We start from the raw sequence: 20367 nt of genomic DNA, 5'->3' as shown, positions 1-20367 counted from the left end.
GTCGGCGACCCGGCCACCGTCTGTCCTATTGCGATGGATACACCACGCCGGCGGCGCTGCCGCCCCGGCGCTCCGGTTCGCCGGCGGCCAGCACCTCGCCACGGCCCAGGAACTCCAGGCCCGACGCCGCGCCGATGTCGCCGCTGGTCCTGATGTCCGGGTCCAGTGGCGACGTCGTGTTCACCGCGAACTCGTGCCCGAGCGCCTCCAGGCCCGCCACCACCGGCAGCTCCAGGAACGACGGCTCGACCTGCGTGGTCGACCCGTTGCGCTGGGAGGCACGCGGGGCGGCGATGGCCTCCGGCAGCGTCATGCCGAGGTCCACGCGGTTCAGCAGGATCTGCACCACCGTCGTGATGATCGATGCGCCGCCCGGGGAACCGACGGCCAGGAACGGCTTGCCGTGCTCGAGCACGATGGTCGGCGACATGCTCGAGCGCGGCCGCTTGCCCGGCGCCGCCAGGTTCGGGTCGGGGGCGTCACCCTGTGTCGGGGCGAAGTTGAAGTCCGTCAGCTCGTTGTTCAGCAGGAAACCGCGCCCCGGCACGACGATGCCGCTGCCGCCGAGCTGCTCGATGGTGTTGGTGTAGGACACCACGTTGCCCCACCGGTCGCTCACCACGAAGTGGTTCGTGTGCGCGCCCTGGTTGGCGTCCGGCGTGGCGGCACCGGGCGCGGTACAGGTGCCCGGGCCGAACGGGTCGCCCGGGGGCACCGGGCTCGTGGCCGCCGCGGCCGGGTCGATCTCGCACGCGCGCTGCCTGGCGAACCGGTCCGACAGCAGCTGCCGCTGTGGAACGTCCACATAGGCCGGATCGCCGAGGTAGCGCCCGCGGTCGGCGAACGCGAGGCGGGTCGCCTCCAGATAGTGGTGCAGTGCCTGTACGGGGTCCATTTCGGACAGCTCGAACCGCTCGAGGACGTTCAGCGACTCGCCGACCGTGATGCCGCCGCTGGACGACGGCGCCATGCCGTACACGTCGTACCCGCGGTAGCGCGCGTGCGCCGGGCGGCGGTCGATCGTGTGGTAGCGCTTGAGGTCGGGCAGTGTCATCAGGCCCGGCAGCGGGTCGATCGTCGCGTCCGGGGCCACCGGCGGCGTGCGCACCGCGTCCACCACGTCGCGGCCGACCGAGCCGCCGTACAGCGCGCCGGTGCCGTGGCGGGCGATCTCGCGGTAGGTGTCCGCGAGGTCCGGGTTGCGCATCGTCGAGCCGACCACCGGCAGTTCGCCGCCGGGCAGGAACAGCTCGCGCGTGGAGCCGAACTGCCGGAACCGCTTCTCGTTCTGCCGGGTCTGCTCGCGCAACGTCGCGTCGACGGTGAACCCCTCGTCGGCCACCTCGATGGCCGGCTCCAGGTTGTCCGCCAGGTCGAAGCGGCCCCACCGCTGCAGCGCACGCTCCCAGGTCGCCAGCATGCCCGGCACGCCGACGCCGAGCCCGCTCGTCACCGCGACCGGGAACGGGTAGGGCTCGCCGGTCACCGGATCGACGAACATCGTCTCGCTGCCGGCCCGCGGGGTGGTCTCGCGGCCGTCGATCGTGGACACCCGGTGCGTGCGCGCGTCGTAGTGGACGAAGTAGCCGCCCCCGCCGAGGCCCGCGACGTAGGGGTCGGTGACGCCGAGCGTCGCCGCGACGGCGACCGCCGCGTCGGTCGCGGTGCCGCCCTTGCGCAGCACGGCCAGGCCGGCCTCGGTCGACTCGGCGGTGTCCGACACGACCGCCCCGCCGTACCCGACGGCCACCGGTTCCTTGGCCGGCGCCCGGTCGGCAACGGCCGTGGTACCGCCGGCCGCGAGCGCGGAGACGAGCAGAACTCCTACCGACAGGGCCGAACCGATCCGGCGAGTGCGCATGCCGACTCCTTCTCGGGTGGGCGCGAAAGTGCCCCACTGTCTTACCCGCCCGGACGGCCGCGCACAACGACCCGGGAGGAAGAGGTCCGGCAAGTCCCGTGCCACGATCGACCCGTGATCATCGATCTCGTGCGGACGCTCGCCGCCGTGTCGGTACCGATCGTCGTGGCGGTCGTCGGCTACCAACTCAACCGGCGCCTCAAGCAATTGGAGGCGGACCAGTGGCGCAACCAGGAGTTGATCAAGGCGAGACTCCAGTACTTCGGTCAGCTCGCGCCGATGTTGAACGACCTGATGTGCTACCTCACCTTCATCGGCCGGTGGAAGGAGCTGACCCCGCCCCAAGTGGTGGCGATCAAGCGGGACACCGACCGCCTCTTCTTCTCCGTCTCACCGCTGTTCAGCCAGGGTGCGGTCGAGGCATACGAGAACTTCCTCGGCCACTGCTTCGAAACATTCGGACGGTGGGGCGCGGACGCGCGCATCCGCAGCGGCTTCGTCAGGCGTCGTGAGGCAGCGGGAAACCACTGGCGCACCGAATGGCAGGAGATGTTCACCTACTCGGAGATCGACGAGATCCAGGAGAGCGACCTCGACGAGATCCGCATCAGCTACGACAAGGTGCTCGCCGCGCTCGTGGACGACGTCAAGCTGCTCGTGTCGCGGGAGCGGTATGCACGCGCCGAGGTGACCATCAACGCACACTGACGGGTCAGGAGCGCTCGGGCGCCGCGGCCACCCGGCGGACGTCCGCGCCCAGGTTGATCAGGTTCTCCACGAGGCCCGGGTAGCCGCGGTCGATGTGGAAGACGTCCCACACCTCGGTCACGCCCTCGGCGCACAGGCCGGCCAGCACCAGGCCCACGCCGGCCCGGATGTCCGACGCCCAGACCGGTGCGCTGGACAGCCGCTCCACGCCGCGAACCACCGCGTGGTGGCCGTCGGTGCGGGCGTCGGCGCCCAGGCGGACCATCTCCTCGATGAACCGGAACCGAGCCTCGAACAGGTTCTCCGTGATCATCGACGTGCCGTCGGCGATGGAGGTCAGCGCGATCGCGAAGGGCTGGAGGTCGGTGGCGAAGCCCGGGTAGGGCAGGGTCACGAAGTCGATCGCGGTGGGCCGGTCGTGCTGCACCACGCGGAACGCCTGGCCGTTCAGGATCGACACCTCGGCCCCCGCGGTACGCAGCTTCTCCAGCACGAGGTCGAGGTGGTGCGGATCGACCCCGCGCACGGTGACGTCGCCGCGGGTCATGGCCGCCGCGAAGGCCCACGTGGCGCCGACGATCCGGTCGCCGATGACCCGGTGCTCGGTGGGCCGCAGGGCGTCCACGCCGTGCACGGTGAGCGTCGACGTGCCCGCACCCTCGATCTTGCCGCCCATCTGCCGCAGCATCGTGCACAGGTCGACGATCTCCGGCTCGCGCGCGGCGTTGTCGATCACCGTGGTCCCGTTCGCCAGCACGGCGGCCATCAGGATGTTCTCGGTGGCCCCCACGCTCGGGAAGTCCAGCCAGATCTGCGCACCGTGCAGGCCCTCGGCCTCGGCGACGACACAGCCGTGCTCGATCTCGCTGTGCGCGCCCAGCTGGCGCAGGCCGTTCTGGTGCATGTCCAGCGGCCGCGACCCGATCGCGTCGCCGCCGGGCAGCGCGACGACCGCGCGCTTGCAGCGGCCGACCAGGGGGCCGAGCACGCAGACCGACGCGCGCAGCTTGCCCATCGCCGCCGAGTCGGCGCGGTGGTTGAGCTCGGCCGGCGTGGTGATGGTGACCGTGTCGGCCGCGATGGCGACCTCGCACCCGAGGCTGCGCAGCACCTCGGCCATCAGCGGGACGTCCAGGATCTGCGGGCAGTTCGTGAGCGTGGTCGTGCCCTCCGCGAGCAACGCGGCGGCCATCAGCTTCAGCACGCTGTTCTTGGCGCCGACGACGTCGACCTCGCCGGACAGCCGCGCCCCACCATGAACCTGGAAGTGCTCCGTCACGAGCGCCCATCATGCCCCACGGCCGGCGTTCGCCTTCGCCGGGCGTCGCCCGCCACGGGTCCGCTACCCTGCGGCCATTGGGCGCAGAGAGGATGCGATGAAGGCCGCGAGACTGGCGAGCCCGGCCGGGTTCGCCTTGGTGCTGATGCTGTTCCTGTTCCTGCCGTTCCTGTCGGTGTCCTGCGACGTGGGGCTGGGCACCATCGGCGCCGACTACACCGGGGCGGGGCTCGCGACCGACGCGCGGCCCGAGGTCGAGGTCCCGCAGGGCCTGGAGGGCATCACGGAGGAGCTGCCCGGCTCACCCGATGACCCGGCGCCGGATCCCGGGGTGCAGGTGCTCGCGATCATCCTCGCGGTCGTGCTCGTGGCGGGCGTCGTGCTGCCGTTCCTGCCGCGACTGGCGCACCAGGTGCGGCTGCGGATGTTCGGTGGCGCCGCGCTCGCGGTGGTCGCCGGCATCGTCGCGATCGTCACGCAGGTCGTCGCCCAGTCGAACCTGACCGCTCGGCTCACCGACTACGCGCGGGGCCTGGCCACCGACGAGCAGCCGCCGCCCAGTGCGGACGACGTCGCCCAGCTCGTCCACTCCGGGGTCGGCTTCTGGCTCGCGATGGTGTTGCTGGTGGTGCTCGTGCTGGCGAGCGTGGGCTTCGTCTACCGGGACCGGATCTTCCCCGGGAGCGGGCCTCCGTCTACCGGTCGGTCGCCCGGGCCGTCGACCGGGCCGATCTGGCGGTCCAGGCAGGACCGAACCGAGTCGGACTGACGGACGGGCTTGACCTCGACTTAGGTGGAGGTTGCACGCTTGCGGCATGCGTGCGGTGTGGTTGACGGAATTCGGCGGGCCGGAGGTGCTCGTCGCTCGGGACACACCCGACCCGGAGCCCGGGCCGGGGCAGGCGCTGATCGAGGTGGCGCACGCCGGCATCACGTTCATCGAGACGCAGTTCCGGGCCACCGGCACCGGCCCGTTCCGGCTGGCGCCGCCGCTGATCCTCGGCAACGGTGTCGGCGGCGTGGTCGTCGCGGTCGGCGACGGGGTGGACCCGGGCCTGGTCGGCACCCGGGTGGTCAGCGGCACCGGCGGCTCGGGCGGCTACGCGTCCCGGGCCGCCGTCGACGCGGACGGCGTGTACCCGGTGCCCGACGGCCTCGCGCTCGACACGGCGACGGCCCTGCTGGCGGACGGTCGCACGGCGACGATGCTGGTCCGCACGGCCGAGCCCAAGCCGGGCGAGCGGGTGCTCGTCGAGGCGGCCGCCGGCGGGGTCGGCACCCTGCTCGTGCAGCTGGCGAAGGCGGCCGGCGCGCACGTGGTCGCGGCGGCCGGTGGGGCACGCAAGCTCGACCTGGCACGCGCGCTGGGCGCCGACGAGGCCGTGGACTACCGGTCGCCGGGCTGGCCGGACCGGGCCGGCTCGGTCGACGTCGTGTTCGACGGGGTCGGCGGAGAGGTCGGCCGGGCGGCGTTTGAGCTGCTCCCCCGCGGCGGGCGGATGCTGCGCTTCGGCCTGGCGAGCGGCAGCTGGACCTCGGTGACGGAGGAGGAGGCGGCCGCGCGCGGCGTCACGCTGGTGCGGAGCACGCCGACCCAGGAGGAGCTGCGCGACTGCACGCGCAGCGCGCTCGCGGAGGCGGCCGCGGGACGGCTGCGCCCGGTCATCGGCCAGCGCTTCGGGCTGGAGCAGGCGGCGGACGCACACGCGGCGATCGAGTCCCGCGCCACAGTGGGCAAGACCCTCCTGGAGGTAGCGGGCTGAGCCCGTAAGGTCGGGTCATGGCCGTTCACATCACTCGCGTGTACACGAAGGTCGGCGACGACGGCACCACCGCGCTCGGTGACGGGCGCCGGGTGCCCAAGACCGACGCACGCCTGGCCGCGTACGCCGACGTGGACGAGGCGAACGCGGCGATCGGCGTCGCGGTCGCCATGGGCGGGCTCACCGACGAGATCGCCGACGTGCTGCGCGCCGTCCAGAACGACCTCTTCGACGTCGGCGCCGACCTGTGCGCGCCGGTGGTGGCGGACCCGAAGTACCCGCCGCTGCGTATCACCGAGCCCTACGTCGAGCGGCTCGAGGGCTGGTGCGACGACTTCAACGCCCGGGTGCCGAAGCTGAACTCGTTCATCCTGCCCGGCGGTACCGCGGGCGCGGCGCTGCTGCACGTCGCCCGCACGGTCACCCGGCGCGCCGAGCGCAGCGCGTGGCGGCTCGTCGAGACCGACGCCGAGCGCACCAACACGCTCGCCGCAAAGTACCTCAACCGGCTCTCCGACCTGCTGTTCGTCCTGTCCCGGGTGGCGAACCCGGGCGGCGACGTGCTCTGGGCCCCGGGCGGCGGTCGCTGAGCCGATGCACGCCCTCGACCGGGGCCTCCAGTTCGACCTCGCGACGCTGCTCGACAGACGCGCGGCCCTGACCCTGCTCGGCGGCGCGGGGCTCGCGGCCCTCGCCGGCTGCGGCAGCACGGACCCGACCCCGCCTCCCACGACGGAGGGCACGGATGCGACCGGCGGCCGGCTCGAGGAGATCCGCGAGGAGACCGCCGGCCCCTTCCCCGGCGACGGCTCCAACGGGCCCAACGTGCTCACCGAGAGCGGCATCGTCCGCGCCGACATCCGCCCAAGCTTCGGCTCCGCGAGCGGGACCGCCGACGGCGTGCCGCTGCGCATCGAGCTGACCGTCGTCGAGGCCGACACCGGCGACCCGCTGCCCGGCGTGGCGGTGTACGCGTGGCACTGCGACCGTGGCGGGGCCTACTCGCTGTACTCCCCGGGCGCCGAGGAGAAGAACTACCTGCGCGGCGTGCAAGAGGCCGACGGCGCCGGCGCGCTGGCGTTCACCAGCATCTTCCCGGCGGCGTACGCGGGCCGGTGGCCGCACGTCCACTTCGAGGTCTACCCCGCCCTGGCCGACGCGACATCGGCCGGCACGCGGCTCGTCACCTCGCAGCTCGCGCTCCCCCAGGACGCGTGCGAGGCCGTCTACGCCACCGACGGCTACGAACAGAGCGTCGCGAACCTGGCGCGGACCTCGCTGGAGAGCGACGGCGTGTTCAGCGACGGGTGGGACACCCAACTGGCCGACGTGACCGGCGACGCCACCAACGGATACGCCGCGACGCTGACCGTTCCGGTCTAGCCCGTGCCTAGGACGCCCATGGGAGGCGGCCGGGCGGGGCGGACTCGAGCCAGGACAGGAAACCCGTGAGCGCGTCCGGGCTCATGGCGATCTCGATCTCCGGTTCGCCGGCCGAGGCATGTAGGTCGGAGAAGCGGAGCACTCGCGAGCCCGGCGGCATGCCGTACAGCTCGGTGCCGGACGGGTCGCGGCGGTCGGCGATCTCCAGGCCGCTGCGGTGGATCACGCGGTCCGGGCCCAGCCGGAGACTGAGCACGCGGAACCAGACGAACTCATCGCCCTGATAGCGGCCGACCCCGAGGTGCCACCCCTTGCCCGACGGGTCCAGCCTGGTGCGGAGCGCGGTGTGCACGCCACCCGAACGCAGCGCGCGCAGCCTGCGCACCGTGAGCCACCCCAGCACGACGAGGACCAGGAAGAGGACCGCTCCGGTTATCACGGTGATGTCCACGGCCCGTCCCTGCCCGTCCCGCCGACCTCAGTCCATCTGCCCTGCGGCGCGGGGCCGGCGGATCACTCTGGCACACAAGCTCATCCGTCCACTCGGCGCGACCACGGTCAGCTGGAGAGACATGTCGGCCACGCCGTACCTCCCTTGTCCGGAGCATCGATCCGAGGCTTTCGCAGTGTAATTGGTCTGGAGACGACGTCACCACTCAGGCCGATTTTCATCTGGGTGAGACCAGTCACCCAGGCTCGTTGTCCGAAGTAGACACAACGAGCGACGCCCCGGCCATTGCCAGGGGCGTCGCTCGTGGATGAAGGCCGGTCAGACCGGCGAGTGACCCATCGCGCGCAGTCGCGCCCGGGCCTTCCTCCGCAGTTCCTCGTCGTCACTCTGGAAGTCGCGCTGCGCCTGGTCGACGTCGATCTCCTCGGCGGGCTCGGCCCCCTCGGCCAGGATCGCCACGCCCTCCTCGGTGACCGAGAGGAAGCCACCGTGGACGGCGGCGTGGAACTCTTCACCGTCCACCGTGTCGATCCGGACCATCTCGCCCTCGACGATCTCGGCGACCAGCGGGACGTGCCGCGGCATGATGCCGATCTCGCCCGCGGTGGTCCGGGCGAACACGAACGTGGCCTGCCCGGACCAGAGCAGCCGGTCCGGCGCCACCAGCTCGACGCGCATGTCAGCCACGTGAGTCTCCTCGTTCGGTGCGGTGGTCGATACCGTCCGGCGTCACTTCTTGGTGATCTCGTTGTACTTGCGCTCCAGGTCCTCGAGGCCACCGATCAGGAAGAACGCCTGCTCCGGCATGTGGTCGAAGTCGCCCTTGGTGAGCTTGTCGAACGCCTCGATGGTCTCCTTGAGCGGCACGGTCGAGCCCGGCTGCCCGGTGAACTGCTCGGCCGCCATCATGTTCTGCGACAGGAACCGCTCGATCCGCCGCGCCCGGCCGACCAGCTGCTTGTCCTCTTCGGACAGCTCGTCGATGCCGAGGATGGCGATGATGTCCTGCAGGTCCTGGTAGCGCTGCAGGATCCGGATGACCTCCTGCGCGACCCGATAGTGCTCCTCGCCGACGATCGCCGGGTCGAGGATGGTCGAGCTCGAGGCCAGCGGGTCCACCGCCGGGAAGATGCCCTTGGAGAACACTGCCCGGGAGAGCTCGGTGGTGGCGTCCAGGTGGGCGAACGTGGTGGCCGGCGCGGGGTCGGTGTAGTCGTCCGCGGGCACGTAGATCGCCTGCATCGAGGTGATCGACCGGCCCTTGGTCGAGGTGATCCGCTCCTGCAGCTCACCCATCTCGTCGGCCAGCGTCGGCTGGTAGCCCACCGCGGACGGCATGCGGCCGAGCAGCGTGGAGACCTCGGAGCCGGCCTGGGTGAACCGGAAGATGTTGTCGATGAACAGCAGCACGTCGACGTTCTTCACGTCGCGGAACCACTCCGCCATCGTCAGCGCGGACAGCGCGACCCGCATGCGGGTGCCCGGCGGCTCGTCCATCTGACCGAACACCAGCGCGGTGTCCTTGAGGACGTTCGCCTCCTGCAGCTCCAGCCACAGGTCGTTGCCCTCACGGGTGCGCTCACCGACGCCGGCGAACACCGAGGTACCACCGAAGTTGCGGGCGATGCGGTTGATCATCTCCTGGATGAGCACCGTCTTGCCCACGCCCGCGCCGCCGAACAGGCCGATCTTGCCACCACGCACGTACGGGGTGAGCAGGTCGACGACCTTCAGACCGGTCTCGAGCATCTCGGTGCGGCCCTCGAGCTGGTCGAACGCCGGCGCCGGACGGTGGATGCCCCAGTGCTCGAGGTTCTCGCCGTAGCCGGGCTCGTCGAGGCAGTGGCCGAGCGCGTTGAACACGTGGCCCTTGACCTCGTCGCCGATCGGCACGGAGATCGGCCGGCCGGTGTTGACGACGTCCTTGCCGCGCACCAGGCCGTCGGTGGGCTGCATGGAGATCGTGCGCACGACGTTGTCGCCGATGTGCTGGGCGACCTCGAGGGTCAGCGTCTTGGACAGGTCCTCGAACTCGACCTCGGCGTGCAGTGCGGTGAACAGCTCCGGCATCGCGTCGCGGGGGAACTCGACATCGACGACCGGCCCGGTGATCCGCAGCACGCGACCGTCGGTCGTCGATGCGGACGTTGGCGAGGAAACAGTGGCAGTCATAGGTCAGTCATCACTTCCTGCGGCGGCCGCGAGCGCGTCAACGCCCCCGACGATCTCGCTGATCTCCTGGGTGATCTGGGCCTGGCGGGCCCGGTTGGCTTCGAGGGTCAGGTCCCGGATGAGGTCGTTCGCGTTGTCCGTGGCGGCCTTCATCGCACGCCGCCGGGACGCGGACTCCGAGGCCGCCGCCTCCAGCAGCGCCGCCCACACCCGGGCGGACAGGTACCGCGGCAGCAGCGACCCGAACAGCTCCTCCGGATCCGGCTCGAACTCGTACGAGGGCGTCGGGCCGACGTCCTCCGCGCCGTACTCGACCTCGATCGGCGCCAGCCGGTGCGCCACCGCGGTCTGGGTGAGCATGCTGGCGAACTCGGTGTAGACGATGTGGATCTCGTCCGCGTTGAGCGGCTCACCACCCTCGCCGGTGCCCAGCGGAGCCGACTCGTCCTCGGCGTACTCGGTGCCGGCGAGGAACGCGGAAACCAGCGTCCGCGCCGCCTCCGCGGCGGCCGGGTAGTTCGGCTGCTCGGAGAAACCGGTCCACGAGCCGGCGATCGCGCGCTGGCGGAACTTGTAGTAGCTGAGGCCCTTGCGGCCGATGACGTACAGCAGCGGCTCCTTGCCCTGCTCGCGCAGCAGGGTCATCAGCTCCTCCGCCCTGCGCAGCACGTTGGCGTTGTAGCCGCCACACAGTCCCCGGTCGCTGGTCACCACCAGCACCGCGGCCAGGTCGCGGTTCTCCCGCTCGACCAGCAGCGGGTGATCCAGCGCGGCGGTCTCGGCCAGCGCGGAGACCACACCGATGATCCCGTCGGTGTACGGCCGTGCCGACTCCACCCGCGCCTGTGCCTTGGCGATGCGCGAGGTGGCGATCAGCTCCTGCGCCTTGGTGATCTTCCTCATCGACTGGGTCGCGCGGATCCGCCGACGAAGGATGCGTACCTGTGCAGCCATGGGTCTACCCGGTCACTTCCGCGCCGGTGCGGCGCGCCGGACCTTGACCGACTCGCGGCCGATCTCGCTCTCGTCCAGCGCCTCGGCCTCCGGCTCGTTGACCACCGAGCTGCCGTCGGACGCGGTGAACTGCTGCTTGACGTCGTTGATGGCCTTGACCAGGCGCTCCTCGTTGTCGTCGGAGAGGTCCTTGGTGTCGCGGATCTCCGCGAGCACGCCGGCCTCGTGGTGACGCACGTGCTCGAGCAGCTCGGTCTCGAACCGGCGCACGTCGCCGACCGGGACCGTGTCGAGGTGGCCCCGGGTGCCGGCGTAGATGGCCACCACCTGCTCCTCGGCCGGCAGCGGCGAGTACTGCGGCTGCTTGAGGACCTCGACCAGCCGCTCGCCGCGGTCGAGCTGCGCGCGGGACGCGGCGTCGAGGTCGGAGGCGAACGCGGAGAACGCCTCCAGCTCGCGGAACTGGGACAGGTCCAGCCGCAGCGAGCCGGCCACCTTGCGCATGGCCTTGATCTGCGCGGCACCACCCACCCGGGAGACCGAGATGCCGACGTTGATCGCCGGACGGACGCCCTGGTTGAACAGGTCAGTCTCCAGGAAGCACTGGCCGTCGGTGATCGAGATGACGTTGGTCGGGATGTAGGCCGACACGTCGTTGGCCTTGGTCTCGATGATCGGCAGGCCGGTCATCGAGCCGCCGCCCAGCTCGTCGGACAGCTTCGCGCAGCGCTCCAGCAGGCGGGAGTGCAGGTAGAACACGTCGCCGGGGAACGCCTCGCGGCCCGGCGGGCGACGCAGCAGCAGCGAGATCGCGCGGTAGGCCTCGGCCTGCTTGGTGAGGTCGTCGAACACGATCAGGACGTGCTTGCCCTGATACATCCAGTACTGGCCCAGCGCCGAGCCGGTGTAGGGAGCGAGCCACTTGAAGCCGGCCGAGTCCGACGCGGGCGCCGCGATGATCGTCGTGTACTCGAGCGCGCCGGCGTCGTCGAGCGCCTGGCGGACACCGGCGATGGTGGAGCCCTTCTGGCCGATCGCGACGTAGATGCAGCGCACCTGCAGCTTCTCGTCGCCGGACTCCCAGTTCTCCTTCTGGTTCATGATCGTGTCGACGCAGACCGCGGTCTTGCCGGTCTTGCGGTCACCGATGATCAGCTGGCGCTGGCCGCGGCCGATCGGCGTCTGCGAGTCGATCGCCTTGATGCCGGTCTGCAGCGGCTCCTTCACCGGCTGCCGGTTGATCACGCTCGGCGCCTGCAGCTCGAGTGCGCGGCGCTCGTCGGCCGCGATCTCGCCGAGGCCGTCCACCGGCTCGCCGAGCGGGTTCACCACGCGGCCGAGGAAGGCGTCGCCCACCGGCACCGAGAGGACCCGGCCGGTCCGCTTGACCGACTGGCCCTCCTCGATCTTCTCGAAGTTACCGAGGATGACCGCGCCGATCTCGTGGACGTCGAGGTTCTGCGCGACGCCCAGCACCCCGCCCTCGAACTCGAGCAACTCACTGGTGACGGCCGATGGAAGGCCCTCGACCCGGGCAATGCCGTCCCCGGCCAGGGTGACGGTGCCCACCTCCTCGCGCGAGGTCTCGGGCGAGAAGGTGGAGACGTAGTTTTCGATCGCGCTCCGGATCTCGTCTGAGGAGATCGTCAGCTCCGCCATGGCTCTCTGGTCCCTGCTCTCTGATTGCTCAACTTGGTTCTTGGGGCTGGAGTGCACCCGCACTCAGCCGGACAGCTCCTGCCGGGCCCGCGCGAGCCGCGTCGCGACGCTGCCGTCGATCACTTCGTCACCGACCCGGATGACGAGCCCGCCCAGCTGATCCGGGTCGAGCTCCACCTGCACCGAGACGGCCCGGCCGTACATCCTCGACAGGGCGTCGGTGAGCCGCCGCTCCTGCGCGGCCGTCAGCGGGACGGCGGCGGTGACCCGCGCGACCGATCGCTCCCGGCGCGCCGCGGCGAGCTCGGCCAGGTCGTTGACCACGGCCTCCAGCGAGCGACCCCGCGGCAGCCGCACCGACTGCCGCAGCAGCGCCAGTGTGACCGGCCGGACCTTGCCGCCCACCAGCCCGTCGAGCAGCTCGAGGCGGCGGTCGGCCGGCTGGGCGTCGTCGACCAGCAGCTCCCGCAGCCGGGTCTCGGAGTCGAGGACCCGGGCGAACCGGAACAGCTCGTCCTCCACGTCCTCGAGCGAGCCGTCCTGCGCGGCCACCGCCAGCATCGCGTGCCTGGCGAGCACCTCGGTCGCGTCGACCAGGTCGATCGACCGCGACCACCTGGCCGTCGCCAGCCCGGTGAACGTCTCCAGCGCGGCGCCGGAGACCTTGCCGCCGAACACCGTGTCGGCCAACCGGGTCCGATCGGCCCGCGCGGTCGCCGGGTCGGCGAGCAGCCGCCGCAGCGCCCGCTCCCGGACCAGTACGCCGGCGATCTCGAACAGTTCGGTCGACAGGTCCCGCACGCCCTCGGCGGCGGTGCCCTCGATCCGCTCGTCCAGCCGCAGCGTGGCGGTGGCCAGCGCTTCCCTGCTCGCGGCCTGCATCACCATCACGCATCACCCCTGGTGGCGGTCGCGGCGGCACCGACCGTGTCGTCCGGCGCGGACATGGCCTCGAGCTCGTCGAGGAACCGGTCGACGGTCGCCTTGCGCTTGGTGTCGCGCGACAGGTGCGCGTTGACCAGGTCGGCCGCCGCGTCGGCGGATAGCTGACCGATGCGCGTACGCAGCTCGCGGATGACCTGCTGGCGCTGGGTGGCCAGATCCTCCTGGCCGCGCTGCCTGATCCGCTCGATCTCCCGCTCGGCCGCCGCCCGCATCTCCTCGACGATGCGCTGCCCGTCGGCGCGGGCCGCGTCACGGATCTTGGCCGCCTCGGTGCGCGCCTCGGCGAGCGCCTCGCTGTACTGCTTCTCCGCGGCGGCCAGCCGCTCGGTGGCCTTCTGGGCGTCCTCGACCTGCTTGCCGACCGTCTCCCGCTGGCCCTTCATGATCTTGCGCACCGGCGGCACGACGAACCGCCAGAGCACCCACAGGACGACCAGGAAGCCGACGAACTCACCGATCCACTCAGCCATCAGCGCTTCCTTCCACCCGCAGCGACGTTCTCACCGACGATCCGGCTCGCCAGGGTCCGCGACAGCTCGGCCACGTGAGGCTCCAGGTCGCGCACGACCTGCTCGCGCTGGGCCGCCAGCTGCTCGTCGCCCGCGCGGCGCAGCCGCGTCACCTCGGCACTGGCCTGCCCACGCAGCTCGTCGAGCACCTTCTGGCCCTCGGCTCGCGCCGTGTCGCGGATCTTGCCCGCCTCGGCCCGGGCCTCGGCCAGCGCCTCGCGGTGCCGCTGCTCCGCAGCGGCGAACTTCTCGTCCGCCTTCTTGCTCTCGTCGGCCTGCCGTTGCACCATCTCGCGGCGGTCCGCCATGGCCTTGCGAACGGGTGGCACGACGAACCGCCACATCACGAACAGCACGATCGCGAAGATCAGCGATTCGACGATGATGGTGGCATTCGGCAGCAGGAAGTTCGGTTTCTCCTCTTCCTGCGCCAGAAAGAGCGCGCTCGTGGCAGGCATTTAGGCGCCGGCGAAGACGAACAGGAGGAGGGCGGCGAACGCGACGTTGATGAAGTAGTTTCCCTCGGCGAACGCGACGGTCATGAAGAACGGGGTGTACAGGCGGCCCTGTGCCTCCGGCTGCCGCGCGACACCGGCCACCAGCTGGCTACCGGCGAGGCCGTCACCGATCGACGCACCGGCGGCACCGCCGGCGAGGGCGAGGCCACCACCGATGTAGGCACCCGCGGTGGCGATCGCGTCTCCGAGTTCAGCTCCCTGTGCCACGAAACTCTCCTAATCTTTCCTAAGTACTGGTCGGATCTAATGTGTACGGACGAACCGGTCGGGAATTCGGAAAGGTCAGTGCGCTTCCTCCCGGTCCTCCATCGACTGGCTGAAGTAGATGATGGTCAGGAAGGCGAAGATGAACGCCTGAACCAGACCGATGAACAGGTCGAACAGTTTCCAGCCGGCAGAAGGCAGCCACATGATGTACGCGGGCATCAACGTGAACAGGCTCAGCATCACGCCGCCGGCGAAGATGTTGCCGAAAAGTCGCAGCGAATGCGAAACGACGCCGGTGATCTCCTCGAGGATCCACATCGGCGCGAGCTTGGGGTTGTGGCCCTTGGCTATGTGCAGGAACTGCCCTCCCGCGCCGCCGTGCCGGCGACTACCCGCGATCTGCCGCCAGATGAACACCATCACGGCCAGCGGGTAGCACAGGTTCACGTCCGCGGTCGGCGGCGGCAGGTAGTGGTGCAGCGGCAGGACGACCAGCCAGTTGCAGACCAGGATGAAGACGAACAGGGCGATCGACAGAGGGACCAGGAACGGGGCGGTACGCACACCGATGCTGGTCTCGATCTGGTCGCGCAGGAACTTCGTGACCCCCTCGAAGAACAGCTGCGGACCGCTCGGCACTCCCGCGGTGACCCTGGCGCGGACCCAGAACCCGAGGGCGACCACGACGGCCGCCGCGACGAGCGTGCCGAGAATCGTGTCGGCGTGCAGCGTCATGCCGAAGACGTGCCATTCCGAGTGGACGCCGACCTCGATCGTCTCGGCGGCGAGGACGGTTTCGCTCATGAGGTGCGCCGCTCCTTGATTACCGGCATCGCCGTGTTGCCGATGATGATCACCTGGAAGACCGCGAGCCCGAAGAACACGCCCAGGCCGTCCGGCCGGACGAAGATGCCGAGCGCGACGGCGATCGCCGTGATCGCGATCAGGCGCTGCACGGAGGAGAAGCCGACCGCCTTCTTGCTCGGGTTATCGCTGGCGATGACCTTGGCCACGGACTTCTGCAGCAGCCGCGTGTTGAGCAGCCCGAGACCCAGGCCGACCACGCCGAGAATGCCCATCACGATGTGCCCGAGCAGGCCACACACCACCAGCCCGACGGCACCGACCGCGGCGGCCATGAGTACCGGTCGCCGGAGGTTCACCACGGTCGCGGCCGGCACGTTGGCCGCCGCGGCTTGCAAGGCTGACACGACTGAACCTCGACCTCAATTCTTCATGAATCGCCGGAACTTGAAATACGCGTAGAAACATGCGGTCGAGATTCCGACCGCCAGACCGACAAGAGCGAATATCGGCAGTGTGTTGGCCTTGGAGTCGATGAACCAACCCAGCAACATTCCGCCTGCGATCAGAACGGCGATCGCGGAGCCGACGCCGAGGAGCTCCCGGGGGCTGGGCGGCGTTGGTGTCACGACGACCAGGCCTACCGGCCGGCTATAGGCACGTGATGATCACTCATGCGCATGCTCCTTGTCGGTCGAAGCGACGGCGGTCGTGCTGCCAAGGCCCCTTGGCGGATCCAGCCGTCGCGGGCCGGCGTGTCCCCAATGCCTCCCTTGGGGACGAATCGCACGCTATCACACGATTCGCCCCCCCTTTTCGGCGGCCTGAGGTGCGAAGTCGGGGGTGTTCAAGGTCAGGATCTGCCGGTCTCCCGCAGCCGTGGGATGGCCGAGATGACGAGTGCGATGAGAAGCCCGATACCCATCCCCCAGACGACCGCGAACGTGTCGAAAAGGGTCAGCGCGACAGCGCCGAAGGCCAGGACGGCGGCCCACAGGTAGATCAGCAGGACCGCCCGGCGCTGCGAGTGGCCGATCTCCAGCAGCCGGTGGTGCAGGTGCATCTTGTCCGCGTGGAACGGGCTCAACCCCTTGCGGGTGCGCCGGACGATCGCCATCAGCAGGTCCAGCAGCGGCACGAACAGCACCGCGGCGACCACCAGCAGCGGGGAGAGCAGGGCGATCGCCGTGCTCGCGTTGAACTCGACGACCCGGCCGGACGCCGAGGTCGTCGCGGCGGCCATCATCAACCCGAGCAGCATCGAGCCCGAGTCGCCCATGAAGATCTTGGCCGGCTGGAAGTTGTGCGGCAGGAAGCCCAGGCAGGCGCCCGCGAGGGTGGCCGCGATCAGTGCCGGCGCGTAGTTGCTGACGTCGCCGCCGGTCTGCTTGAGCAGGTTGAGTGAGAAGGCACACGTCGCGGTCGCCGAGATGAGCCCGATGCCGGCGGCGAGCCCGTCCAGGCCGTCCACGAAGTTCATCGCGTTGACCATGGTGACCACGAGCAGCACGGTGATCAGCGCGCCCTGGTTCTGGTCGAGCACCAGGCGCGAGCCGAGCCCGTCCTCCGCGCCCCACGGCACCCAGACGATGACCCACTGCAGGCCGAGCAGCACCAGGATGCCCGCGCACGTGGTCTGGCCGGCGAGCTTGGTCAGCGAGTCCAGCTCGTAGCGGTCGTCGAGCATGCCGACCAGCACGATCAGCCCGCCGCCGATCAGCACGGCCATCGGGTCGAGGGTGTACTCGAACGCGCGGCGCAGCACCGGCAACTGGTGGGCGAGGAACATCCCGCCGCACACACCGACGTACATGGCGAGTCCGCCCAGCCGCGGGATCGGCACCGTATGCACGTCGCGCTGGCGGGGGTGGGCGACCGCGCCCCAGCGGATCGCGAGGCGCCGCACCATGCCGGTGCACAGGAACGTCACCACCGCGGTGGTCAGCGCCACCAGCATGTACTCCCTGATCGGGAGCCCGGCCGGCTGGTAGTCCTGCGCGAGGTTCACCCGACGCCCCTCGGGTACGCGGGGTGGGCGGCGGTGAGGCGGGTTACCGCGGCCGCCACGTCCGCGAGCTCGGCGTCACCGCTGCCGGTGCCCGACTCGGTGCGCACGGCGCGGCCGATCAGCCGGGCGATCTCGGCCATGTCCGGCTCGGTCATGCCCTGCGTGGTCACGCACGGCGAGCCGATCCGGATGCCGGACGCGGTGGCCGGCGGAGCCGGGTCGAACGGGATCGCGTTCTTGTTCAGCGTGATGCGCGCGGCGTCGCAGCGGCGCTCGGCCTCCGCGCCGGTGAGCTCGAGCGGCCGCACGTCCAGCAGCGCGAGGTGGGTGTCGGTGCCGCCGGACACCGCGCGCATGCCCTCGGCCTCCAGCCCCTTGGCCAGCGCGACGGCGTTCGCCACGACCTGGGCCGCGTAGTCCTGGTACTCCGAGGTGGCCGCCTCGCGGAGCGCGACCGCCTTGGCGGCGACGGCGTGCATCAGTGGGCCGCCCTGGCCGAACGGGAACACCGCCTTGTCGACCGCCTTCGCGTGCTCGGCACGGCAGAGGATCATGCCTCCGCGCGGACCGCGCAGAACCTTGTGGGTGGTGAACGTCACGACGTCGGCGAACGGCACCGGGGACGGGATCGCCCTGCCGGCCACCAGCCCGACGAAGTGCGCGGCGTCGACCATCAGGATCGCGCCGACCTCGTCCGCGATCGAGCGGAACGCCGCGAAGTCGACGAGCCTCGGGTACGCGGTGGCCCCCGCGATGATCATCCGCGGCTCGTGCGCGATGGCGAGGTCGCGGACCTGGTCGTAGTCGATCAGCTCGGTGTCCGCGCGCACGCCGTAGGCGACCGGGCGGAACCAGTTGCCGGAGAAGTTGACCTTCGACCCGTGCGTGAGGTGGCCGCCCTGCTTGAGGTCCATCGCGAGCACGACGTCATCCGGCTCGCAGAACGCCGCGTACGCGGCGAGGTTCGCGCTCGCCCCCGAGTGCGGCTGGAGGTTCGCGTGCTCCGCGCCGAACAGCTCCTTCGCGCGCGCGATGCCGATCTCCTCGGCGACGTCGACCTGCCCGCAGCCGCCGTAGTAGCGCCGACCCGGGTAGCCCTCGGCGTACTTGTTGGACAGTGTCGATCCGAGCGCCGCGAGCACGGCCGGGCTCGTCAGGTTCTCACTGGCGATCAGCTGCAGCCCGCCCCTGAGGCGCTCGAGCTCGCCGAGCACGACATCGGCGATCTCGGGATCCGTGCTGGCCAGGGCGTCGAAGTCCGGGCCCCAGAACGGCGTGTCCAAGCCAGTAGCTCTCTTCTCGGCGCTGTTGTCGGGCCAGGCTACCGCGCGTCCACCGCTCCAGACCCGCGAGTCCGACGCTCCGGACCGGCGTCAGCCGGCCACGGTCAGGACAACCGCCGGCCGGGCGCGCATGCCCTCGTCGTCCTCGTCGTCGTCACCGTCGTCATCCCCCTCGCTGTCGTTGCACGCGGCGAGCACGAGCGTGGCGAACATCGCGGCCAGGACGGCGAGCATGCGGAACGAACGACGCTTCTTGTCGACCGGCATCAAGGACTTCCTTTCGTGGGTTGAACAATCCGTACGTCAGTATCCCTACCGGCCGAGCGTCACGCCGGTTACCCGGCGGTCCGGACCTCGGTGCCGATCACCTCGGACACGGCGGCGACGCTGACCGCGCCCTCGCGCACCACGACCGGCTCGTCGCCGGACAGGTCGACGATGGTGGAGGGCACCGGCTCCCCCGACGGGCCGCCGTCGAGGTAGACCGCGACCGACTCGCCGAGCTGATCACGTGCCTCGCCGGCGTTCACGGCCGGCGGGTGCCCGGAGCGGTTCGCGCTCGACACCGCCATCGGGCCGACGTCGCGGAGCAGCTCGATCGCCACCGGGTGCAGCGGCATCCGGATCATGACGGTGCCGTGGCTGCGGCCGAGGTCCCAGGACAGCGACGGCGCGTGTGGCAACACGATCGACAGGTCGCCCGGCCAGAACGCCTCGATCAGCGCCCGGGCCGGCTGCGGCACGGACAGCACGAGGCCGTCGATCGTCGACCACGAGCCGACGAGCACGCCGACCGGCATGTCCGGGCCGCGGTTCTTGGCCGCCAGCAACGCCTTCACCGCGGTCGAGGAGAACGCGTCCGCCCCGATGCCGTACACGGTGTCGGTCGGCATGACCACGAGCCGACCGGCCCGCACCGCGCTCGCGGCGGCGGCCAGCCCGTCCGCACGGTCGGGTTCCTTGCCGCAGTCGTACACCACACTCACGGGCGAAACCTTAGACCCCGGGCCGGGTGATCCGTGGGGCCATCTCGTCGGCGCGGCGGCGCCAGGTCTGCCGGCGGAAGCGCCACACGATCACGAACAGCAACAGGGCCCCCAGCACGACGCCGGCGATCACCAGGGCCGGGCTGCCCATCAGCCCGCCGGCGACGACCGTGATCAGTCCCATCGCGACGACCAGCACGGCCAGGCTGACCGCGATCCCCTCCGGCGCCCAGGTCCACCGACGGCCCAACGCGACCTCGCCCCGCAGTTGCTCCGCGCCGCGGTCGAGCTCGGTGTCGTCGACCTCCAGGGACAGGATCCGCTCGGCCGCCTGCTCGCAGATCAGCAGCTGCTGCTCGCTCGTGATCACCAGGGTGTCGTCGGCGGTGCGGGAGCGGCTCTGCTCGGCCACCGAGAACCAGGCGCTCGCGAGGTAGTACCGCAACGTCGGATCCTGCGGCCGGTCGGCGACGAGGTGCTCCAGGTCGGCGATCGAGGCGGTGGCCCGGCCCTCGCCGATCAGCACCTGGCCGATGCCGAGCTTGGCCAGCAACGCCGCGACCCCGCCGGCGGGCAGCGCCCGGCGGTAGTGCTCCTCCGCCGTGCGCCACTTGCCGCGCGCGAGATACACGTCACCGATCCCCACCTGGTCGAGCGGATGATCACGCAGCCGGGCCGCGGCATCGAACCTCTCCAGCGCCTCGTCCAGGCGGCCGTCGAGCAGGGCTGACCTGGCCGAATACGCCTGCTCGCGACCCGCGACGTCCCAGTCCGGAAGGTCGTCGGGCACCAGCCGCCACTTGACGATCACGTCCTGCCACGCGCGAAGCATTGGATCACCCCCGCCGGCACGTTACTCTCAGTACACCCGTGTCGG

Annotated in this window: 24 protein-coding genes; 5 read left to right on the top strand and 19 right to left on the bottom strand. The window is 70.7% G+C overall.

From position 1 onward, the window contains the following. Positions 1 to 25: 25 nt before the first annotated feature. Positions 26 to 1861, bottom strand: coding sequence for a gamma-glutamyltransferase (gene ggt / locus ACRDTB_RS10510; RefSeq protein ID WP_431429862.1), 1836 nt, complete (start codon positions 1859 to 1861; stop codon positions 26 to 28). A 114-nt stretch (positions 1862 to 1975) separates the two neighbouring features. Here ggt and ACRDTB_RS10505 point away from each other — a divergent pair, with 114 nt between their 5' ends. Next, on the top strand, positions 1976 to 2569 hold the full coding sequence (locus tag ACRDTB_RS10505) for a hypothetical protein (RefSeq protein WP_431429861.1): 594 nt from the start codon (positions 1976 to 1978) through the stop codon (positions 2567 to 2569). A gap of 4 nt (positions 2570 to 2573) precedes the next feature. Here the strand turns inward: ACRDTB_RS10505 and murA are convergent, their stop codons facing one another. Beyond that, on the bottom strand, positions 2574 to 3848 hold the full coding sequence (gene murA, locus ACRDTB_RS10500) for a UDP-N-acetylglucosamine 1-carboxyvinyltransferase (protein WP_431429860.1): 1275 nt from the start codon (positions 3846 to 3848) through the stop codon (positions 2574 to 2576). A gap of 97 nt (positions 3849 to 3945) precedes the next feature. Here murA and ACRDTB_RS10495 point away from each other — a divergent pair, with 97 nt between their 5' ends. The 4 genes from ACRDTB_RS10495 to ACRDTB_RS10480 are packed head-to-tail and all read left to right on the top strand — an operon-like array spanning position 3946 to position 6994. Continuing rightward, positions 3946 to 4617 (top strand): hypothetical protein, encoded by a 672-nt coding sequence (locus ACRDTB_RS10495; protein WP_431429859.1) that lies wholly within the window; start codon positions 3946 to 3948, stop codon positions 4615 to 4617. A gap of 46 nt (positions 4618 to 4663) precedes the next feature. Next, on the top strand, positions 4664 to 5611 hold the full coding sequence (locus ACRDTB_RS10490) for a zinc-binding dehydrogenase (protein ID WP_431429858.1): 948 nt from the start codon (positions 4664 to 4666) through the stop codon (positions 5609 to 5611). A gap of 17 nt (positions 5612 to 5628) precedes the next feature. After that, positions 5629 to 6201 (top strand): cob(I)yrinic acid a,c-diamide adenosyltransferase, encoded by a 573-nt coding sequence (locus tag ACRDTB_RS10485; protein ID WP_431429857.1) that lies wholly within the window; start codon positions 5629 to 5631, stop codon positions 6199 to 6201. Positions 6202 to 6205: 4 nt separating this feature from the next. Beyond that, entirely contained in the window at positions 6206 to 6994 is a 789-nt protein-coding gene (locus ACRDTB_RS10480; protein WP_431429856.1) for an intradiol ring-cleavage dioxygenase, read from the top strand. A 7-nt stretch (positions 6995 to 7001) separates the two neighbouring features. On the opposite strand, the gene ACRDTB_RS10475 is transcribed toward ACRDTB_RS10480, so the two are convergent. The 17 genes from ACRDTB_RS10475 to ACRDTB_RS10395 all read right to left on the bottom strand — a co-directional run bounded on the left by ACRDTB_RS10475 (position 7002) and on the right by ACRDTB_RS10395 (position 20322). Beyond that, a complete protein-coding gene (locus ACRDTB_RS10475; protein WP_431429855.1) occupies positions 7002 to 7445 on the bottom strand; it encodes a DUF2550 domain-containing protein in 444 nt (147 codons plus the stop codon). Positions 7446 to 7763: 318 nt separating this feature from the next. Further along, positions 7764 to 8132 (bottom strand): F0F1 ATP synthase subunit epsilon, encoded by a 369-nt coding sequence (locus tag ACRDTB_RS10470; RefSeq protein ID WP_431429854.1) that lies wholly within the window; start codon positions 8130 to 8132, stop codon positions 7764 to 7766. 42 nt (positions 8133 to 8174) lie between these two features. Next, a complete protein-coding gene (gene atpD, locus ACRDTB_RS10465) occupies positions 8175 to 9617 on the bottom strand; it encodes a F0F1 ATP synthase subunit beta (RefSeq protein ID WP_431429853.1) in 1443 nt (480 codons plus the stop codon). Between the two features lie 3 nt (positions 9618 to 9620). Continuing rightward, on the bottom strand, positions 9621 to 10571 hold the full coding sequence (locus ACRDTB_RS10460) for a F0F1 ATP synthase subunit gamma (protein WP_431429852.1): 951 nt from the start codon (positions 10569 to 10571) through the stop codon (positions 9621 to 9623). A gap of 12 nt (positions 10572 to 10583) precedes the next feature. Further along, on the bottom strand, positions 10584 to 12230 hold the full coding sequence (gene atpA / locus ACRDTB_RS10455; RefSeq protein WP_431429851.1) for a F0F1 ATP synthase subunit alpha: 1647 nt from the start codon (positions 12228 to 12230) through the stop codon (positions 10584 to 10586). A gap of 63 nt (positions 12231 to 12293) precedes the next feature. Next, positions 12294 to 13118 carry a F0F1 ATP synthase subunit delta gene (locus ACRDTB_RS10450; protein WP_431429850.1) on the bottom strand — a complete coding sequence of 275 codons (825 nt, stop codon included), beginning with the start codon at positions 13116 to 13118 and terminating at the stop codon, positions 12294 to 12296. Beyond that, positions 13118 to 13645 carry a F0F1 ATP synthase subunit B gene (locus ACRDTB_RS10445; RefSeq protein ID WP_431429848.1) on the bottom strand — a complete coding sequence of 176 codons (528 nt, stop codon included), beginning with the start codon at positions 13643 to 13645 and terminating at the stop codon, positions 13118 to 13120. Before ACRDTB_RS10445 ends, ACRDTB_RS10450 begins: the two co-directional genes overlap by 1 nt. After that, the gene (locus tag ACRDTB_RS10440; protein ID WP_431429847.1) at positions 13645 to 14142 is read right to left on the bottom strand and encodes a F0F1 ATP synthase subunit B; all 498 of its coding nucleotides are present in this window, start codon (positions 14140 to 14142) and stop codon (positions 13645 to 13647) included. Before ACRDTB_RS10440 ends, ACRDTB_RS10445 begins: the two co-directional genes overlap by 1 nt. Beyond that, on the bottom strand, positions 14143 to 14409 hold the full coding sequence (gene atpE, locus ACRDTB_RS10435; protein WP_431429846.1) for an ATP synthase F0 subunit C: 267 nt from the start codon (positions 14407 to 14409) through the stop codon (positions 14143 to 14145). A gap of 75 nt (positions 14410 to 14484) precedes the next feature. Continuing rightward, complete coding sequence (gene atpB, locus ACRDTB_RS10430) at positions 14485 to 15213, bottom strand: F0F1 ATP synthase subunit A (protein WP_431429845.1); 729 nt, start codon at positions 15211 to 15213, stop codon at positions 14485 to 14487. Beyond that, the gene (locus ACRDTB_RS10425; RefSeq protein WP_431429844.1) at positions 15210 to 15620 is read right to left on the bottom strand and encodes an ATP synthase subunit I; all 411 of its coding nucleotides are present in this window, start codon (positions 15618 to 15620) and stop codon (positions 15210 to 15212) included. The genes atpB and ACRDTB_RS10425 overlap by 4 nt, the downstream gene beginning before the upstream one ends. Positions 15621 to 15635: 15 nt before the next feature. Next, positions 15636 to 15842: an AtpZ/AtpI family protein gene (locus ACRDTB_RS10420; RefSeq protein WP_431429842.1), complete on the bottom strand. Its 207-nt coding sequence runs from the start codon at positions 15840 to 15842 to the stop codon at positions 15636 to 15638. Between the two features lie 224 nt (positions 15843 to 16066). Continuing rightward, positions 16067 to 17170: a glycosyltransferase family 4 protein gene (locus ACRDTB_RS10415; protein ID WP_431429880.1), complete on the bottom strand. Its 1104-nt coding sequence runs from the start codon at positions 17168 to 17170 to the stop codon at positions 16067 to 16069. A 47-nt stretch (positions 17171 to 17217) separates the two neighbouring features. Further along, positions 17218 to 18504 carry a serine hydroxymethyltransferase gene (gene glyA, locus ACRDTB_RS10410; protein WP_431429841.1) on the bottom strand — a complete coding sequence of 429 codons (1287 nt, stop codon included), beginning with the start codon at positions 18502 to 18504 and terminating at the stop codon, positions 17218 to 17220. A gap of 90 nt (positions 18505 to 18594) precedes the next feature. After that, positions 18595 to 18771, bottom strand: a complete 177-nt coding sequence (locus tag ACRDTB_RS10405) for a hypothetical protein (protein WP_431429840.1) — start codon at positions 18769 to 18771, stop codon at positions 18595 to 18597. Between the two features lie 68 nt (positions 18772 to 18839). After that, positions 18840 to 19490: an L-threonylcarbamoyladenylate synthase gene (locus tag ACRDTB_RS10400; protein WP_431429839.1), complete on the bottom strand. Its 651-nt coding sequence runs from the start codon at positions 19488 to 19490 to the stop codon at positions 18840 to 18842. Between the two features lie 10 nt (positions 19491 to 19500). Beyond that, a complete protein-coding gene (locus tag ACRDTB_RS10395; RefSeq protein WP_431429838.1) occupies positions 19501 to 20322 on the bottom strand; it encodes a tetratricopeptide repeat protein in 822 nt (273 codons plus the stop codon). Positions 20323 to 20367: the final 45 nt, after the last annotated feature.

This window comes from Actinophytocola sp., from assembly GCF_050699935.1.
In the GTDB taxonomy this organism is placed as follows: Bacteria; Actinomycetota; Actinomycetes; order Mycobacteriales; family Pseudonocardiaceae; genus Actinophytocola.
The sequence above is the reverse complement of the archived record's forward strand: the minus strand, read 5'-3'. Positions and strand labels throughout refer to the sequence as shown.

Bases quoted from the DNA above. Each gene is read 5' to 3' on its own strand.
- atpB (WP_431429845.1), bottom strand. From the start codon at position 15,213: ATGAGCGAAACCGTCCTCGCCGCCGAGACGATCGAGGTCGGCGTCCAC.
- ACRDTB_RS10495 (WP_431429859.1), top strand. From the start codon at position 3,946: ATGAAGGCCGCGAGACTGGCGAGCCCGGCCGGGTTCGCCTTGGTGCTG.
- ACRDTB_RS10445 (WP_431429848.1), bottom strand. From the start codon at position 13,645: ATGGCTGAGTGGATCGGTGAGTTCGTCGGCTTCCTGGTCGTCCTGTGG.
- atpA (WP_431429851.1), bottom strand. From the start codon at position 12,230: ATGGCGGAGCTGACGATCTCCTCAGACGAGATCCGGAGCGCGATCGAA.
- ACRDTB_RS10450 (WP_431429850.1), bottom strand. From the start codon at position 13,118: ATGGTGATGCAGGCCGCGAGCAGGGAAGCGCTGGCCACCGCCACGCTG.
- ACRDTB_RS10485 (WP_431429857.1), top strand. From the start codon at position 5,629: ATGGCCGTTCACATCACTCGCGTGTACACGAAGGTCGGCGACGACGGC.
- ggt (WP_431429862.1), bottom strand. From the start codon at position 1,861: ATGCGCACTCGCCGGATCGGTTCGGCCCTGTCGGTAGGAGTTCTGCTC.
- ACRDTB_RS10490 (WP_431429858.1), top strand. From the start codon at position 4,664: ATGCGTGCGGTGTGGTTGACGGAATTCGGCGGGCCGGAGGTGCTCGTC.
- ACRDTB_RS10395 (WP_431429838.1), bottom strand. From the start codon at position 20,322: ATGCTTCGCGCGTGGCAGGACGTGATCGTCAAGTGGCGGCTGGTGCCC.
- ACRDTB_RS10480 (WP_431429856.1), top strand. From the start codon at position 6,206: ATGCACGCCCTCGACCGGGGCCTCCAGTTCGACCTCGCGACGCTGCTC.
- ACRDTB_RS10415 (WP_431429880.1), bottom strand. From the start codon at position 17,170: ATGCTGGTGGCGCTGACCACCGCGGTGGTGACGTTCCTGTGCACCGGC.
- ACRDTB_RS10460 (WP_431429852.1), bottom strand. From the start codon at position 10,571: ATGGCTGCACAGGTACGCATCCTTCGTCGGCGGATCCGCGCGACCCAG.
- atpD (WP_431429853.1), bottom strand. From the start codon at position 9,617: ATGACTGCCACTGTTTCCTCGCCAACGTCCGCATCGACGACCGACGGT.
- ACRDTB_RS10440 (WP_431429847.1), bottom strand. From the start codon at position 14,142: ATGCCTGCCACGAGCGCGCTCTTTCTGGCGCAGGAAGAGGAGAAACCG.
- ACRDTB_RS10405 (WP_431429840.1), bottom strand. From the start codon at position 18,771: ATGCCGGTCGACAAGAAGCGTCGTTCGTTCCGCATGCTCGCCGTCCTG.